Origin of the sequence: Rhodobacter viridis (assembly GCF_003217355.1) — a bacterium.
Taxonomy (GTDB): Bacteria; Pseudomonadota; Alphaproteobacteria; order Rhodobacterales; family Rhodobacteraceae; genus Rhodobacter; species Rhodobacter viridis.
The window spans coordinates 555,286-570,269 of sequence record NZ_QJTK01000001.1; the positions used below are offsets into that span (position 1 = coordinate 555,286).

Sequence of the window (14,984 nt, forward strand, 5' to 3'; positions counted from 1 at the left end):
GTGCTCAGAACTGGGGTTCTGGGTCGTCGTCTTCCGCGCGAAGGGTCAGCGCTTCTTCACTCGCCTTGCGCAGCGCGGCCCAGTCATCTACGGCTTCCTCGCTGCCGAGAAGATAACCGAACATGTGCTTGATCGTGTTCTCGCCCAAGGCCACGCAGATCGCTTCCCAGATCGCCTGTTCTTCTCGCAGGATCAACCGATCCGGGTTCTTGCGGCGATCAAGCAGATCGCGCAGATCCCCCGCCAGTTTGTCGATTTCGGCATTGCGCTGGGCCTCGCTCAGCTGCCAGACCTCATCTTCCGCGCCGGGGACGCGCGTTCGCCTGTCCCATGCCCAAGAGCCGGTGATCTCGATGCCCTCCTCATGCATCACCTTGAACCGTGCCCGCATGTTGTCCACGGTGCTGCCCGCAACGTCTGCCCAGGCGGCGATCTCTCGGACCTTGTAGCGGGGCTTCTCCGGCTCGCGCACAAGCCGCCATGCGGCGTCCATTCGTTCCACCTGAGAGAGCCCCCGCGTCCGCTTCGAGTTCGCCTTGAGCGCCGCTCCGAGGGCCTCCCTGCGGCCCATGCCGATCAGAATAATGGCCGGGATCGGCTGCGACCACTGAACCGAACGATAGGCGGCCAGCCGGTGCGCACCGTCGAGCAGGATCAGCACGCCCTCGGCCCCGATCTCGTCGGCTTGCGTTTGCCAAAGGAGCACCGGATCGAGCGCGCCCCCGGTGTTGCGGATCGTGCTGGCAAGATCGGCCGCGTGAACCCCATCCGTGCCCCCGGAGCGGAAGCTGAATTCAGCGCTCTCGGTGATCTGGTCGAGGCTCACGCTCGTGGCGACGGAGCCCGGTTTCGCCGTGATCGGTTGCATCATCGTCATGCGGGCTCTCCTTTGATAAATTTCACGTTGCGCGTCTTTCGTTGCCCACGCGCTTTCACGGCAAGCCGGTGAGCCTCCTCCTGAAGCGGGCCGCCAGAATGCCCGCTCGCGTGCAGAAATGTGACATTCAGGCCGTTGCAAAGTTCGATGATCTCCTGCCACAGATCGACGTTTCCGATCTTCTCGCCTTTGCCGTTGCACCACCCCTTGGCAATCCATCCGGGCAGCCACTCGGTCATGCCCCTGACGATGATCTGTGCGCCGCAAACAATGAAGATCGGCAGCGCTTCGTCGAGCTTGATCTGTTTCAGCCCCTCAATCACCGCCACCATGTCCATGCGGTTGTTGGTAGTCTGGGCATCACCGCCGGTGCGGTCCATGCGTTTCGCAAGTTCGCCGTCGATGTAGCGGCACAGGATTGCGGCGTGACCGCCGACTTCGCTTTGGGTTTGGCAAGAACTGCCGGTGTAGATCACGATGCAGGTGGGCACGGGCGGCAGGGCCGCAGTCATTGCTTTGTTCAAAGGTTCGTCCTTCACTGGAGTTGAGAAATCGCGGTGGCGAGCCGCTGTTTCGCCTCGGTCGCGGCCTTGCTGTCGCGCGCGTCAAGATCTGCCAGACGCAGCCCGATGGCCCCGAAAGCGGTCATCAGCTTGCGCCCGAGAATGGCCGCCGCCTTGGGCGTCATCTCGCGGTAGATGCGGACCTGCTGGCCCGTCCGGTGATCGTAGCGCAGCCCGACATGGCGGCTCGACAAGGCCCGAACGCGCCGGGCGATCTGGACCCGCAAGGCGTCATCGGTGCGAAACCGCAACGGCCGGTCGTGCCACATCAGCACCATAGCCAGAACCGTCGCGATCACCGTGGCCGGTGAAACGTCCTGCGCAATGGACACGATCTCGTTTGCGGCGCTGCGCTCATAGCGGTTGCCGATGCGGCGGCTGGCGGTGGCCCCGGCCTCGGCGACGATGCTGGCCCAGATCTCCTCCATCAGGGGCCAGGTCTCGTTGGTGGGGTTTCTGGCGATCCGCGCTTCGATCCGCGCGAGATAAGGCGCCAGTTCGGTTTTGGTAACGCCGCTCTGATCGGGCGCACCGTGCCGCCGAAGCGTTCTCTTGTGGCGGCGGCAATGGGGGGAGAAGTCGGATGCGGCGGGGCTGCCGCAGTTCGGAACGGTGCAGATGCGCGCGGTCATGGCGTGACCTCGCGGCTGCCGGGTCGAGAGGGGGTGTTGTGGTTCAGGTGGATCTCCTTGGATTTGTAGCCACCCCCAGAGAGACAGGGACGGTTGGCTATGCGATTGCGTCTGGGTCATGGCGCCGATTTTCGTGCGGTGCCTCCAATGGCGAGGTGGAAATGTCGCGCCGGACGCTCGACGGGTGGTTTCGCCCCTGCCGGGGCATCATCAGCGGGGCGGCCTCAGCCCCGGACCTCGCTGAAACCGCTCTCACGGCTTGCCCTTCACGCATTGGATTGCGACCATCGGGCCAGAGGCATCCACCCCCGTCTATCTTGCGGTGGCCCCGTGACGTGGGTCAGACGCGCCAGCCATCCGGGCCGACCTCGGCCGCCGCGAAGTCGGAAAGAGCGGTGCCCGACGCGGAAAACCCGGCGGGCGATGGGGAGTTTGAAGCAGTGCCGAGGGCCGCAGCATCGCCCGGAAATCAGGCTATCTGCGGGAAGAGCCGCTGCGCGGTGGGCAGGGCTGGTTGCGGTTCGGTCGTTGCGGTCGGCCTGTTCCAGAAGGAAGGAGCCGTGGGGGTGCACCGGGCATAATGCGCCCGGGGAGCATGCTTATGACGCAGCACGCTCCAGCGCGCAAGAACTATTTTTCAACAAAATCATGGCGTTGACGCAAAAAATAGAAAATCTACTGCGAAAACGCCCGATAGCTCTTTGGCATCATGGGGTTGGCCGGTCGCGCCGCTGCGCCTGTGCCCGGATTTGCGCCCGAGCCCGGCCTGTCGCTCATGCCTCGGTCGTTGTTTCCGCGGCTGTCCCATCGCCAAGAATACGATAGACGCTGGCCCGACCGATTCCCAAACGCTTGGCGATCTCGGTGCCGCCGATGCCTTCCGCGTGCAGCCGCAACACCTCGTCGGCCTTGGCGCGGGCGGTGGGGGCACGGCCCTTGTATTTTCCTTCGGCCTTCGCCTTGGCGATCCCCTCGCGCTGGCGCTCCAGCATGATCTCGCGCTCGAACTCGGCCACGCCGCCGAGGATCGTCAGCATCAGCTTGCCGGTGGGCGTCGCGGTGTCGATGCCCATGGACAGGATGCGCAGCGCCACGCCCTTCGCCTCAAGCTGCCCCAGAATGCCCACCAGATGCGCCACAGAGCGCGCCAGACGGTCAAGCTTGGTGACGACGAGCGTATCCCCTTCCCGCGCGAAGGCCAGCGCCTCGGCCAGCTGCGCGCGGCTGACGACGTCAACCGAGGAAACCTGCTCAACAAAGATCCTCTTGCAACCGACGGCATCCAGATCGCGCCGCTGGGCGTCGAGCCCGGCTTTCTGGTCGAGGGTCGAGGTGCGGGCATATCCGATCAGCATGGGGCCTCTCCAAGTCGTCTCACAATGTCTTAGACGTTCTCAGCCACACCGTCCCAAATGTCAACGACAACTTCTGTGAGACGCAATTCGGGCGAGGCCGAGACGTCTCACTAGACCATGCCCTGCGAGACGCGCCCGGCAGTGGAGGACGCGGGCCGTGCTGATCGGGCCGGTAGTTCTGGCGAGGATCGCTAACCGGGAAAGGTCAAGCAGACGCGGACCCCACCGGGGGGAACCACGCGGCATCCGCTGTCGAGGGCTGACCTCTCAGATTTTTCCGCCGAAATCCTCGGGCAAGCCTTTGACGACTGGTACATAGACCTGATACATCCGAACCATCCGAGGCGCCGGAAAATCCTTTGAAATCAATGTATCGTCAGGTGAGCGGGCGGACTTCGAGTCTCTCATCACCCACCATCGCAGCCCGTGAGACCTGATCCTGACGACGCCCCCCGCAATGCGATCTGCGGGGCAGGTCTTTTGTCGGACCGGGGCCGAAGCGGCCGGATCGCAGTCGCCTGCCCCCTTGCCCGCGCGCAGCAGGAATGAGACAAGCGCGCATGACCGAAATCATCGCCGAAAACCCCGTCGAACATACTTTGCTGGATGACGCCCAGGGCCTGGCCTATGGCACAACGATGGCCGCTTTCGGCATCGTGCTGCTGACCCATCTGGGCTTGGTGACCGGGCAGACAGCGGGGCTTGCGGTGCTGATTTCCTACGCCACCGGCTGGGGCTTCGGGCCGGTCTTCTTCGCGATCAACATCCCCTTCTACTGGTTCGGCTATCGCCGCATGGGGCTGGCTTTCGTGATCAAGACCTTCCTCTCGGTCGCGGCGCTCTCGGCCTTGGCGGCCTTCTTGCCCGGCTATGTCAGCTTCGCCAACGTCAACCCGATCGTCGGCGCGGTGATCTTCGGCTTCCTCTCCGGCTCGGCGCTGCTCGCGCTCTTCCGCCACGGGGCGAGCCTTGGCGGTGTCGGCATCATGGCGCTCTATCTGCAAGACAGGACCGGCTTTCGCGCCGGCTGGACGCAGCTGATCTTTGATGCCTGCGTCTTCGGCATCGCGCTCACCCTGCGTGACTGGAAGACGGTCGCGATTTCGGCACTGGGCGCGCTCGTCATCAACATCGTCATTGCGATGAACCACCGCCGTGACCGCTATATCGCGACCTGATCCGTTGACAGGACAGCAATTGTGACGCATATTCACGTCATGAGTGCTGACCCATCTGCCCGCCGCTACACGCCCTTCGAAGATGCCCAGGGCCTTGTGCTCGCCTCGGCGCAGGCGGCGCTTGGCATTCATCTGCTGCGCGCCGCGGGGCTGGTCACCGGCGGCACCGCGGGCACGGCGCTGATCCTCAGCTACGCCACCGGGCTGAACTTTTCGGCGCTGTTCTTCGCACTCAACATCCCCTTTTATGCGCTGGCCTGGTGGGCGCGCGGACCGATCTTCTGCCTGAAGTCGCTCGCCACGGTCACCTTCGTCTCGATCCTGGCCGAGGCGCTCAAACCCGTCCTTGTCCTGCAAACCATCCACCCGGCCGCCGCCGCCCTGCTTTTCGGCGTCTCGGCGGGCGTGGGCCTGCTGGGCCTCTTTCGCCATTCCGGCACCTTGGGCGGCGTCTCGATCATCGCGCTGATCGTGCAGGACCGCTTCGGCTGGCGCGCGGGCCATGTGCAGCTGGCGCATGACCTGATCCTGTTCGCCATCGCCGCGCTCATCCTGCCCCTCGACCGCATCGGCTGGTCGCTCCTTGGCGCGCTCGTTCTCAATTTCGTCATCGCCTTCAACCATCGGCGCGACTGGTATATCGTGTCGTGATGAAACCTTATCTCTATCTCCTGATCGCGGTCCTGTTCGAGACCTTCGGCTCCACCTGCCTGCAGGCCTCGAACCAGTTCACCCGGCTTTGGCCGACGCTGGGCGTGATCTTCGGCTTTGGCGTCGCCTTCTGGTTCTTCACGCTGGTGCTGAAATCGCTGCCGCTTGGCATCACCTATGCGCTTTGGTCGGGCATCGGCATCGTGCTGATCACCGCCTCGGGCTGGCTGATCTTTCAGCAAAAACTCGACCTGCCCGCGCTCTTCGGCATCGGCCTGATCATCGCGGGCATCGCTGTCATCAACCTGTTTTCGTCGGCAGGGCATCCCTGACGCGGTTCTTACTGGCCAAACGGCTGCTTTTCCCGTAAGGGCAGCACAAATCTCGAACAGGCGGACTTCATGGACATTCGCAATATTGCGATCATCGCACACGTTGACCACGGCAAGACGACCCTCGTCGACAAGCTGCTGGGTCAATCCGGGGCTTTCCGGGAAAACCAGGCCGTCGCGGAACGCGCGATGGACAGCAACGACATCGAACGCGAACGCGGCATCACCATTCTGGCCAAATGCACCTCGGTCGAATGGAAGGGCACGCGGATCAACATCGTCGACACGCCCGGCCACGCCGATTTCGGCGGCGAGGTGGAGCGCATCCTGTCGATGGTCGATGGCGTCTGCCTGCTGGTCGATGCCGCTGAAGGCCCGATGCCGCAAACGAAATTCGTGACCTCGAAGGCCCTCGCGCTTGGCCTCAAACCGATCGTCGTGCTGAACAAGGTCGACAAGCCCGCGGCCGAGCCCGACCGCGCGCTGAACGAGGTCTTCGACCTTTTCGCCAACCTTGGCGCCACCGACGAGCAGCTGGATTTCCCGCATGTCTATGCCTCGGGCATCGGCGGCTGGGCGGATCGCGAGCTTGACGGCCCGCGCTCCGATCTTTCCGCGCTCTTCGATCTGATCCTCGACCATGTCGAACCGCCGAAACAGGAATTCCGCGCAGACGAGCCCTTCCAGATGCTCGCGACGACCCTTTCGGCCGACCCGTTCATCGGCCGCATCCTCACCGGCCGCGTCGAGGCCGGGCGCCTCAAGGTCGGTGACACGCTCAAGGCGCTCTCGCGCACCGGCGAGCGGATCGAGCAATTCCGTTGCACCAAGATTCTCGCCTTCCGCGGCCTGACGCAGCAGCCGATCGACGTGGCGGAAGCGGGCGACATCGTCACCATCGCCGGCATGACCAAGGCGACCGTGGCCGACACGCTCTGCGCGCTGGAAATCGACATCGCGATCCCGTCGCAACCGATTGACCCGCCGACGATCTCGGTCACCTTCGGGATCAACGACAGCCCGCTGGCGGGCCGCGACGGCACCAAGGTGCAATCGCGCGTCATCCGCGAACGCCTGATGAAGGAAGCCGAAACCAACGTCGCGATCCGCGTCGAGGACACGCCCGGCGGCGATGCTTTCGTCGTTTCGGGGCGCGGCGAACTTCAGATGGGCGTGCTGATCGAGAACATGCGCCGCGAAGGGTTCGAGCTGTCGATCTCGCGTCCGCGCGTGATCTTCCGCGAGGAAAACGGCGAGCGGATGGAGCCGATCGAAGAGGTCATCGTCGATGTCGATGACGACTATTCGGGCGCGGTGATCGAGAAACTGACCGGCCCGCGCAAGGGCGATCTGGTCGAGATGCGCCCCGCCGGTCACGGCAAGACCCGGATCGTCGCCCATGTGCCCTCGCGCGGCCTCATTGGCTATCAGGGCGAGTTCATGACCGACACCCGCGGCAACGGCGTCTTGAACCGCATCTTCCACGGCTGGGCGCCCTACAAGGGCCCGATCCAGGGCCGCCGTCAGGGCGTGCTGATCTCGATGGAGAACGGCGTCTCGGTCGCCTATGCGCTGTGGAACCTCGAAGAACGCGGCAAGCTCTTCATTGGCGCGCAGGAACAGATCTACGAGGGCATGATCATCGGCGAGCATTCGCGCGACAATGACCTCGAAGTGAACCCGCTCAAGGGCAAGAAGCTGACGAACGTGCGCGCCTCGGGCACCGATGAAGCGGTGCGCCTGACGCCGCCGGTGCGGATGAGCCTGGAAGAGGCGATCGCCTATATCGACGACGACGAACTCGTCGAAGTCACGCCGAAGATCGTGCGGCTGCGTAAACGGCTCCTTGACCCGCATGAGCGCAAACGCGCCTCGCGCTCGGAATAAGATGGGAAAAGGGGGGCTCTGCCCCCCTCTTTCATTCGTGCCGAATGAAATTCACCCGCCGGGATATTTGAAGCAAGATAAAGGACTTGCGAGGCGTATTTATCTTGCCGGAAATATCCCGCGGGGGGTGAATTTGCGCAGCAAAGAGGGGGGCGCGAAGCCCCCCTTTTTCCTCAGCGGAACAGAACCAGCGCGCCCGGCGACCAGGCCACCCGCGTCTGTGTGCCCACATCCAGCACCGGACGGCCGAAGACGTTGCGCATCGAAATCCGCACCGGCGTTTCGACGCCATCGAGCTTCACGTCGTAATAGGTCATATCGCCGTAATAGACGACCTCGTCGATCACGCCGGGGGATTCGCGGTCCTGCGCGGTCTGACCTTCGTAAAGGATCGTCAGCGTCTCGGGACGGAAGCCCACCGCGGGCTCACCGCCCTGCGGCTTGGCCGAGGCCTGCTCATCCGTCACATCAACCTGACCCAGCCCCGCCACCTCGAGCTGCACATGGCCGTTGCCCTCGCCCAACACCTTGGCGGGCAGGAAGTTCATCACGCCGATGAAATCCGCGACGCGGCGCGAGGCCGGACGGCGGTAAAGCGTTTCCGGGTCAGCCAGCTGCGCGATCTCGCCCTCGAACATCACGGCGATCCGGTCCGACATCACCAGCGCCTCTTCCTGATCGTGCGTCACCAGAACGAAGGTGATGCCGACCTCGCGCTGCAGCTTGATCAGTTCGATCTGCATCTGCTCGCGGATCTTCTTGTCGAGCGCCGAGAGCGGTTCATCGAGCAAGAGCACCTTCGGTTTCAGGATCAGCGCCCGCGCCAGCGCCACGCGCTGCCGCTGCCCGCCCGAAAGCGCATGCGCCGCCCGCGCGCCGTAGCCCTTGAGCCCGACCATCTCCAGCGCCTCTTCCACCGCCTTGGCTTTCTCGGCCTCGGACCGCGGATCGCGACGCAGGCCGAAGCCGACGTTCTGCCCGACGCTCAGATGCGGGAAGATCGCATAGCTTTGAAACACCATGTTCGTCGGGCGCTTGTTCGGCGGCACGTCTTCCATGTGCTTGCCGTCGATCAGCACGGAGCCCGAGGAAATATCCTCGAACCCGGCGATGGTGCGCAAAAGCGTGGTCTTGCCACAGCCCGACGGACCAAGAAGCGAGAAAAACTCGCCCTCGCGGATCGTCGCGGTGATGCCGCGCAGCGCGTGGTAATCACCGTAATATTTGTGCACGCGATCGAATTCGATCATCTTGCGGCGTTGCTCGAGCGGCACCTTTGCCGTGATGACGTTCTGGGTCACAGGAAACCTCCAGTGTCTTTGGCGCCGGTCTTCGCGATGCCGCGGCGGCGGAAATATTCGGCAGTGGCGAGCAGCATCACCGAGCAGACCACAAGCACGGTGCCAAGCGCCATGATCATCGGGATCTGCTTCGGGAAACGCAGCTGCGAATAGATGTAGGTGGGAAGCGTCGTCTGTTCGCCCGCCAGGAAGAAGGCGATGATGAATTCATCGAGCGAGATGGTGAAGGCCATCAGCGCCGAGGAAATGATGCCGGGCGTGACCAGCGGCAGGATGATCAGCCGGAAGGTCGACCATTTCGTTTCGCCCAGATCATAGGCGGCTTCCTCGAGCGAGCGGTCGAGCGAGGAGAAGGCCGCGTTCAGAACCGCAATGGCATAGGGCGTGGCGACCAGAACGTGACCGAGGATCACCGTCAGGATCGAGAGCGGCACGCCCGCGGCGAGCAGCACGACGAGAAGCGAGACCGCGACGATGATCTCGGGCAGAACGAGGGGCAGCATGATCAGCCCCATCGCCCCCGCCTTGCCCGGGTAGTTGTAGCGGGTGGCCGAACGGGCGGCGAAAATGCCAAGCGTCGTGGCCAGGACCGAGGTCGAAAACGCCACGATCAGCGAATTCGTCAGCGCCCCCGCCAGGGTTTCATTCTCGAAGAGCTGCGCGAACCATTTCAGCGTGAAGCCCTTCAGCGGAAAGGCGATCACCGTACCGTCGTTGAAGGCAAAGACGGGCAAGAGTGCAATCGGCGCATAAAGGAAGACGAGATAAAGGAAGGCATAGGCCCTCAGCCCGGAAAACTTCATTTGCCCACCTTCAGGAAGCGCCGGTTCAGGAAGAGGAAGAGCAGCGACACCGCCGCGACGACAAACATCGCCGAGACCGCGACCGCCGCGCCAAGGGGCTTGTTGTCGATCTTCAGCATGTCCTTCTGGATCATGTTCGCCACCATCGGCAGCTTGCCGCCGCCAATCAGTTCCGGCGTCACGTAATCCCCGATCGTCGGGATGAAGACGATCATCACCGCCCCGATCACCCCCGGCATCGCCAAGGGCAGCGTCACCCGCCAGAAGGTCATCAGCTTGCTCTCGCCCAGATCCTGCCCGGCTTCGAGCAAGGATCGGTCGATCTTCTCAAGGCTGACGAAGATCGGCAGGATCGCGAAAGGCGCATAGGCATGGGCGAGCGTGATCGCGATCGCGCCGATCGAGTTCAGCATCTGCAGCGGGCTGTCGATGATCCCCAACCCCTGCAGCGTCGAGTTGATCACGCCGTTGAAGTTCAGGATCACCTTCCACTGAAACACCCGGATCAGATAGGAGGTCCAGAACGGGATGGTGATCAGAAACAGCCAGCGCGACTTGTTCGAGGCGGGCACCACGAACGAGATGAAATAGGCGATCGGAAAGGCCAGCAGCACCGTCACCAGCGTCACCAGCGCCGAAACCAGCACCGAGCGGAACAGGATGGTACGGAAGATCGGGTCCGACCAGGCGTCGATGTAGTTCTGCGTGGTGAATTCGTGGATCACCACCAGATAGCCATCCTTGAAGAAGGAATAGGCAAAAATGGTCGCCAGAGGCGCAGCCAGCAGCAGCATGGCATAAATCAGCGTGGGGCTGACCATGAACCAGCCGCTGGCCGCCTCCGAGCGCGCCCATCGCCGTATTGGAGATGCCGACATACTCTTAATTCTCCCTCAGCGCGTCTCAGGCGCGTTAAGGTCAAATTTGCACAAGGTTTCGGCAGAGGAAAGGGGGAGGATGCCCCGCCCCAAGACGCCGTCAGGGAAATTTTCCGCGACTGCCCAGCAAAGCGGCAGCCGGAGCGTCGCCGCGCAACCTTGACGTGTGTCGTCAGACGGGCAGATCCCGGGGCGGATTCTCGAGCAGCGCCCGCAATTTCGCGATTGCGCGCATCAGACGGTCCTCGGGCACGCCCCCCGCCAGCGCGAAGCGCACCGCATTTGGCGCATGGCCATCGGCGAGCACATATTCATCCGCCGAGCGCACCAGCACCCCCTCGGCCTCGGCGACGCGCGCGAAGGTCGAGGAGCGCCAGCCCGTCGGCAGCCGCAGCCAGATGAAGCTCAGCCCCGGTTGCCAGGCGATGTCGTGATCGGCCATCGCCTGCACGACCATCTGCAGGCGGCGGCTCATCACCTCCTGCGCGGCATGGCGCAGACGCATCGCCTCGCCAGAGGTGAAAAGCCGGGTGATGATGTCGGTGACCGGCCGCGGCAGGCCGAAGAAGCTGTGCTGCGCGGTCAGCCGCCCGGCCTCGCCCATGCCTTCGGGGGCGATGACGATGCCAAAGCGCATCCCCGCCGAGATCGTCTTCGAGGGCGAGGTCACATGCCAGGTCCGTTCCGGCGCGATCACCCGGATCGCATCCAGCCCCGAGACGGGGGCAGTGTAGCAATCATCCTCGATGATCTGCAGATCATGGCGGCGTGCGACCTCGGCAATGGCCTGCCGGCGCTTGTTCGACATCCGCGCCGTGGTCGGGTTCTGCGCGTCGGGCGTGACGCAGACCACCTGCCCGCCATAGCGGCGACAGGCGGCATCAAGCGCCTCGGGGATCATCCCCTCGTCATCAAGCTTCACCGGCACCACCTCGGCCCGGCTCAGTCGCGCGGCATGGCGGAAGCCGGGATAGGCGAGCTCCTCGCACAGCACCACCGGACGCTCGCCGCGCAGACAGCATTGCAGCACGATCGAGATGCCGTTCTGCCCGCCATGCGTCAGCACCAGATCGTCGGCACCGATCTGCCCATGCAGCGAACAATGCGAAAACCAGTCGAGCGCCGCCTCGCGGCAATAGCGGTCGCGGCGCAGGCCGGGATATTCCAGATAATGCTCGCCCAGTGCCGTCGCCGCATCGGCCATGGCCTGGGCCAGCGCCACGGATTGTCCCACATCGGGCAATTGTGGCGAGCGCAGATCGATCACCCCATCCGCCGCAGGGTCCGAAAGCGGCTGTTGATAGAGAGATTCTGTCGGCCCCAGCCGACGCGATTGTGTTGATACAAATGTTCCGCGTCCGACCGCGGCCTCCAGAAGCCCCTCCTGGGTGGCAATCTGGTAAGCGCGGGCCACCGTTCCGGGCGTAACACTCAGTTTCCATGCCAGATCGCGCACTGTCGGCAGCCGCGATCCGGGCGCAAGATCGCCCCGGCGCACGCCTTCGCGCAGCGCCCGGACCAGCGCCAGATATTTCGGACCGGATTGTACCGGCAGGTCGGGCTTCCAACTTGTATCAGTCACAATGTTTCCCTCGCGCTGCTTGTGCGGGAATTGTAGGGTCTTCATACCAGAAAACGCTCAATTGTATCAATACAGAAAAGGTGCATCATGACCAGCCTGTCCCACTCCGTTTCGTCGCTGTCGCCGCGTGGCGCGCAGACGCCGCTTGCGGTCGTGCTGGGCGCGGTCGCCCGTTGGCGCGATGACCGCCGCGCCCGACTGGCGCTGGCCCGCCTCGACGATCATCTTCTGCGTGACATCGGCCTTGCCCCCATCGGCGCGGCGAAACCGCTGCCGTCTCAATATTCGGCCTTCTGAATCCCGAGCGCCGCAGTCCCCTGTCGGCCTCTTCCTGTGGCCGGGTGCATCGCATCCGGCCTTTTTTCTTTGCCTATGCCGCCTTGAGGGCCAGCAGCACGCGCACCTCATGCGCCTTCAGCGACCGACGCGCCGAGGTCCAGCGGCCCTGCCGGGCAATCTTGCCAAGATCCGGAAAGATCTGGAACAATTCCTCGCGCTGCGGCGCATCAAGGCCCGAGAGCGTGTGATCGCCGGGCTGGAAGCTTTCGGTCCAGGCGCCCTCGGCGCGGATGATTTCATGCGCGTCGAACATCAGATGCAGATAGGTGACCTCGTCGCGCTGCACCCGGGTGATGCCGGGCAGGCCGACCATATGCGCCGCCGCGGCCAGAACCTCGGCCTCGCCAAACAGCAGTTCCGCCCGCGCGCCTGAAATCAGCATCCGGTGCTGCGGGCTCACCAGCATGTCGGCCTCGGGCAGCCCCTCGCCCAACGCCCCCGCCGCGATCCGCACCGGTTGCAGATGCGGCGCCGCCGCCAGATCCGAGGCCTTCAGCCGCCGCCGCCCGATCCAGCGGATCGCCTGATAGCCATTGTCGCGCGTCAGCACCCGGTCGCCCAGCCGCAGCGTTTCCACCGCCACCCGACCGCGCTTCGTCTCGATCAACGTGCCGGGAATGAAACAGGGGATATTTCGGACGAATTCGACATTTTCGATATTCGTGAAACTTGTCGTCGCGCCATTCAGCCAGACGATCGTGCCGGATTCGCCGTTGATGACGGTGCGCGACCAGTCGATGTCGTGACGAAAGACGTACAGCGTATCGACATCGCTGTTGTTGGCATCCTCCGAGCCGATGATGACGGTATTGCCGCCCGAGGTGACAGAGATCGTGTCGGAGCCCGCGCCGCCGTTGACCGTGTCGTTGCCCTCGCCGGTGTTGATCGAATCAGCGCCATCGCCGCCCAGGATCACGTCATTGTCGGCCCCGCCGGTCAGCGTGTCGTTGCCCGCGCCGCCCTCGAGGCTGTCCGCCCCCGCGCCGCCGAGCACCAGATCATTGCCAGCCCCGCCGGTGACAGTGTCGTTGCCGGTGCCACCATCGACACTGTCATTGCCGGCGTCACCGGACACAAGGTCATTGCCCGCGCCGCCCAGAACGGTGTCGTTGTCGTCGCCGCCATAAAGGCTGTCGTCGCCCCCTGCCCCATCGAGCGAATCCGCGCCGCCATAGCCGTAAAAGACGTTGGTGTAGCTGTCCGAGCCGCTGGTGCTCTGGCCGTCGAAGCCGATCAGCGTATCGGCATAGGTCGAGCCATGGATCCCGTCGATGCCGCTGAGCGCATCGGTGCCCCCGCCGCCGGTCGCCGTGCCCGCGGACAGATTGACCGAAACCCCCGCCGTCGCATCGGTGTAATCGGCGAAATCCATGCCGGTGCCACCGTTCAGCGTGTCATTCCCGGTCCCGCCGCGCAGCGTGTCATCGCCCGCCTCGCCATAGAGCTGATCGTTGCCCGAGCCGCCCGACAGGGAATCGTTGCCATTGCCGCCGTAAAGGCGATCCGCGCCATTCGCCCCGTAGACGGTGTCATTGCCGTCCCCCGCCAGAACGTAATCGCCACCATCCCCAGCATTGACAAGATCATCGCCCGCCCCGGCATTGATCGTATCCGCAAATGCGGTGCCGTTGAGCGTGTCGTTCTGGTCTGTGCCCGTGATCGCCATAGTCGTTCCAGCCTGCCCCGGTGACCGGGGCCTTTGCCGAAGCAATGGTAAACAAGCGTGGCGGATTGGGGCCGGAAAGAGGGCAGAGGGCGTGCGCTATCGTGGCACGTTCAAGGCGGCAGGCCTGCGGGACGGTCGCGGCAGGCTCAGGCGGCCGAGCCGATCTCGGCAAAGGGACGGACGGAGTCGAAGCCGGTGATCACCTCGGTCTCGATCCCCGGCAGTGCCAGCGACAGGGCGGCGCGGCCCTCGCTGTCCAGCGCCGCAAGGCTCGCCTGCGTTGGCAGGAAGCTTTCCGACCAGCTGCCATCGGCCAGCACCAGTTCGTGGCGCGCAAAGAGCAGCTGCCAGTATTCCACCTCGATCGCGGCATCGCAGGCGATCCCGTAGAGACCGACCAGATCGCGCGCCATCGTCAGCCGCTCGGCGGCTTCGCCCTCGCCCGGCATCCGCGTCAGGAACCGGTGGTTCGGCGACACGACCATGTCCCGCTCGGGCAGGCCCTGCCCCAGCGCCCCCGCGGAAATCCGCACCGGGCGCAGCAACGGATTGAGGCCAAGCGCTTGCCAGCCAAACCGGCGGCGACCGACCCAGAGCAATTCCTGCATGCCATTGTCGCGGGTGATCACCCGCGTCCCGGGGGTGAGCGCCGAGACCGGGATCATGCCTTGTCCGGTGGCAATCTGGCTGTTTGCGGTGAAGCAGGGCACCGAGCCCAGCAACTTCCTGATATCCATGGAGAAAAGCTGATCGCCCGCGGCATCGCGACCCTCGATCCGTCCGCTCGATTCGTCATATCCATCGAAATGGAGACGCATTTCGACCACGGGATTGGGGGACCCGATCCGCCCTGAGGCACCATCGAGAAGCGCTGTTCCGTGCATGATTTTGCCCGTTGCCGTCATCTTCCACGTCCTGACCCGGAAAAACCGGGGTCCAC

Annotated in this window: 15 protein-coding genes; 5 read left to right on the top strand and 10 right to left on the bottom strand. The window is 64.1% G+C overall.

Translation table 11 applies throughout. The features are described 5' to 3' along the window. Positions 1 to 4: 4 nt before the first annotated feature. From C8J30_RS02655 to C8J30_RS02670, 4 genes are all read right to left on the bottom strand, one after another. Positions 5 to 877 (bottom strand): hypothetical protein, encoded by an 873-nt coding sequence (locus tag C8J30_RS02655; RefSeq protein WP_110804154.1) that lies wholly within the window; start codon positions 875 to 877, stop codon positions 5 to 7. After that, on the bottom strand, positions 874 to 1,389 hold the full coding sequence (locus C8J30_RS02660; RefSeq protein WP_146227851.1) for a ribonuclease H family protein: 516 nt from the start codon (positions 1,387 to 1,389) through the stop codon (positions 874 to 876). The genes C8J30_RS02655 and C8J30_RS02660 overlap by 4 nt, the downstream gene beginning before the upstream one ends. Positions 1,390 to 1,412: 23 nt before the next feature. Further along, on the bottom strand, positions 1,413 to 2,072 hold the full coding sequence (locus C8J30_RS02665) for a hypothetical protein (protein WP_110804156.1): 660 nt from the start codon (positions 2,070 to 2,072) through the stop codon (positions 1,413 to 1,415). Between the two features lie 773 nt (positions 2,073 to 2,845). Beyond that, the gene (locus tag C8J30_RS02670; RefSeq protein ID WP_110804157.1) at positions 2,846 to 3,427 is read right to left on the bottom strand and encodes a recombinase family protein; all 582 of its coding nucleotides are present in this window, start codon (positions 3,425 to 3,427) and stop codon (positions 2,846 to 2,848) included. Between the two features lie 560 nt (positions 3,428 to 3,987). On the opposite strand from C8J30_RS02670, the gene C8J30_RS02675 reads away from it, so the two are divergent. From C8J30_RS02675 to typA, 4 genes are all read left to right on the top strand, one after another. After that, positions 3,988 to 4,605 carry a YitT family protein gene (locus tag C8J30_RS02675; protein ID WP_110804158.1) on the top strand — a complete coding sequence of 206 codons (618 nt, stop codon included), beginning with the start codon at positions 3,988 to 3,990 and terminating at the stop codon, positions 4,603 to 4,605. A 39-nt stretch (positions 4,606 to 4,644) separates the two neighbouring features. After that, positions 4,645 to 5,256, top strand: coding sequence for a YitT family protein (locus C8J30_RS02680; RefSeq protein ID WP_110804159.1), 612 nt, complete (start codon positions 4,645 to 4,647; stop codon positions 5,254 to 5,256). Then, positions 5,256 to 5,588, top strand: coding sequence for a DMT family transporter (locus C8J30_RS02685; protein WP_245909688.1), 333 nt, complete (start codon positions 5,256 to 5,258; stop codon positions 5,586 to 5,588). Before C8J30_RS02680 ends, C8J30_RS02685 begins: the two co-directional genes overlap by 1 nt. 69 nt (positions 5,589 to 5,657) lie before the next feature. After that, complete coding sequence (gene typA / locus C8J30_RS02690; protein WP_110804161.1) at positions 5,658 to 7,475, top strand: translational GTPase TypA; 1,818 nt, start codon at positions 5,658 to 5,660, stop codon at positions 7,473 to 7,475. Positions 7,476 to 7,648: 173 nt separating this feature from the next. Here the strand turns inward: typA and C8J30_RS02695 are convergent, their stop codons facing one another. The 4 genes from C8J30_RS02695 to C8J30_RS02710 form a co-directional block, all read right to left on the bottom strand. Beyond that, positions 7,649 to 8,725 (bottom strand): ABC transporter ATP-binding protein, encoded by a 1,077-nt coding sequence (locus C8J30_RS02695; protein WP_110804296.1) that lies wholly within the window; start codon positions 8,723 to 8,725, stop codon positions 7,649 to 7,651. Positions 8,726 to 8,772: 47 nt separating this feature from the next. After that, positions 8,773 to 9,579, bottom strand: a complete 807-nt coding sequence (locus C8J30_RS02700; protein ID WP_110804162.1) for an ABC transporter permease — start codon at positions 9,577 to 9,579, stop codon at positions 8,773 to 8,775. Continuing rightward, complete coding sequence (locus tag C8J30_RS02705; RefSeq protein WP_110804163.1) at positions 9,576 to 10,457, bottom strand: ABC transporter permease; 882 nt, start codon at positions 10,455 to 10,457, stop codon at positions 9,576 to 9,578. The genes C8J30_RS02700 and C8J30_RS02705 overlap by 4 nt, the downstream gene beginning before the upstream one ends. 172 nt (positions 10,458 to 10,629) lie before the next feature. Next, the gene (locus C8J30_RS02710) at positions 10,630 to 12,039 is read right to left on the bottom strand and encodes an aminotransferase-like domain-containing protein (protein ID WP_110804297.1); all 1,410 of its coding nucleotides are present in this window, start codon (positions 12,037 to 12,039) and stop codon (positions 10,630 to 10,632) included. 87 nt (positions 12,040 to 12,126) lie between these two features. Between C8J30_RS02710 and C8J30_RS02715 the strand changes: the two genes are divergently transcribed. Further along, positions 12,127 to 12,336, top strand: coding sequence for a DUF1127 domain-containing protein (locus tag C8J30_RS02715; RefSeq protein ID WP_110804164.1), 210 nt, complete (start codon positions 12,127 to 12,129; stop codon positions 12,334 to 12,336). Between the two features lie 73 nt (positions 12,337 to 12,409). On the opposite strand, the gene C8J30_RS02720 is transcribed toward C8J30_RS02715, so the two are convergent. Continuing rightward, positions 12,410 to 14,044, bottom strand: a complete 1,635-nt coding sequence (locus tag C8J30_RS02720) for a Hint domain-containing protein (RefSeq protein ID WP_110804165.1) — start codon at positions 14,042 to 14,044, stop codon at positions 12,410 to 12,412. A gap of 146 nt (positions 14,045 to 14,190) precedes the next feature. Further along, positions 14,191 to 14,862 carry a Hint domain-containing protein gene (locus C8J30_RS02725; RefSeq protein ID WP_181420744.1) on the bottom strand — a complete coding sequence of 224 codons (672 nt, stop codon included), beginning with the start codon at positions 14,860 to 14,862 and terminating at the stop codon, positions 14,191 to 14,193. Positions 14,863 to 14,984 lie beyond the last annotated feature (122 nt).

What these genes read in the sequence shown, in the direction of transcription:
- C8J30_RS02655 (WP_110804154.1), bottom strand. Translation starts at nt 877, where the DNA reads ATGACGATGATGCAACCGATCACGGCGAAACCGGGCTCCGTCGCCACG.
- C8J30_RS02660 (WP_146227851.1), bottom strand. Translation starts at nt 1,389, where the DNA reads ATGACTGCGGCCCTGCCGCCCGTGCCCACCTGCATCGTGATCTACACC.
- C8J30_RS02665 (WP_110804156.1), bottom strand. Translation starts at nt 2,072, where the DNA reads ATGACCGCGCGCATCTGCACCGTTCCGAACTGCGGCAGCCCCGCCGCA.
- C8J30_RS02670 (WP_110804157.1), bottom strand. Translation starts at nt 3,427, where the DNA reads ATGCTGATCGGATATGCCCGCACCTCGACCCTCGACCAGAAAGCCGGG.
- C8J30_RS02675 (WP_110804158.1), top strand. Translation starts at nt 3,988, where the DNA reads ATGACCGAAATCATCGCCGAAAACCCCGTCGAACATACTTTGCTGGAT.
- C8J30_RS02680 (WP_110804159.1), top strand. Translation starts at nt 4,645, where the DNA reads ATGAGTGCTGACCCATCTGCCCGCCGCTACACGCCCTTCGAAGATGCC.
- C8J30_RS02685 (WP_245909688.1), top strand. Translation starts at nt 5,256, where the DNA reads ATGAAACCTTATCTCTATCTCCTGATCGCGGTCCTGTTCGAGACCTTC.
- typA (WP_110804161.1), top strand. Translation starts at nt 5,658, where the DNA reads ATGGACATTCGCAATATTGCGATCATCGCACACGTTGACCACGGCAAG.
- C8J30_RS02695 (WP_110804296.1), bottom strand. Translation starts at nt 8,725, where the DNA reads ATGATCGAATTCGATCGCGTGCACAAATATTACGGTGATTACCACGCG.
- C8J30_RS02700 (WP_110804162.1), bottom strand. Translation starts at nt 9,579, where the DNA reads ATGAAGTTTTCCGGGCTGAGGGCCTATGCCTTCCTTTATCTCGTCTTC.
- C8J30_RS02705 (WP_110804163.1), bottom strand. Translation starts at nt 10,457, where the DNA reads ATGTCGGCATCTCCAATACGGCGATGGGCGCGCTCGGAGGCGGCCAGC.
- C8J30_RS02715 (WP_110804164.1), top strand. Translation starts at nt 12,127, where the DNA reads ATGACCAGCCTGTCCCACTCCGTTTCGTCGCTGTCGCCGCGTGGCGCG.
- C8J30_RS02720 (WP_110804165.1), bottom strand. Translation starts at nt 14,044, where the DNA reads ATGGCGATCACGGGCACAGACCAGAACGACACGCTCAACGGCACCGCA.
- C8J30_RS02725 (WP_181420744.1), bottom strand. Translation starts at nt 14,862, where the DNA reads ATGCGTCTCCATTTCGATGGATATGACGAATCGAGCGGACGGATCGAG.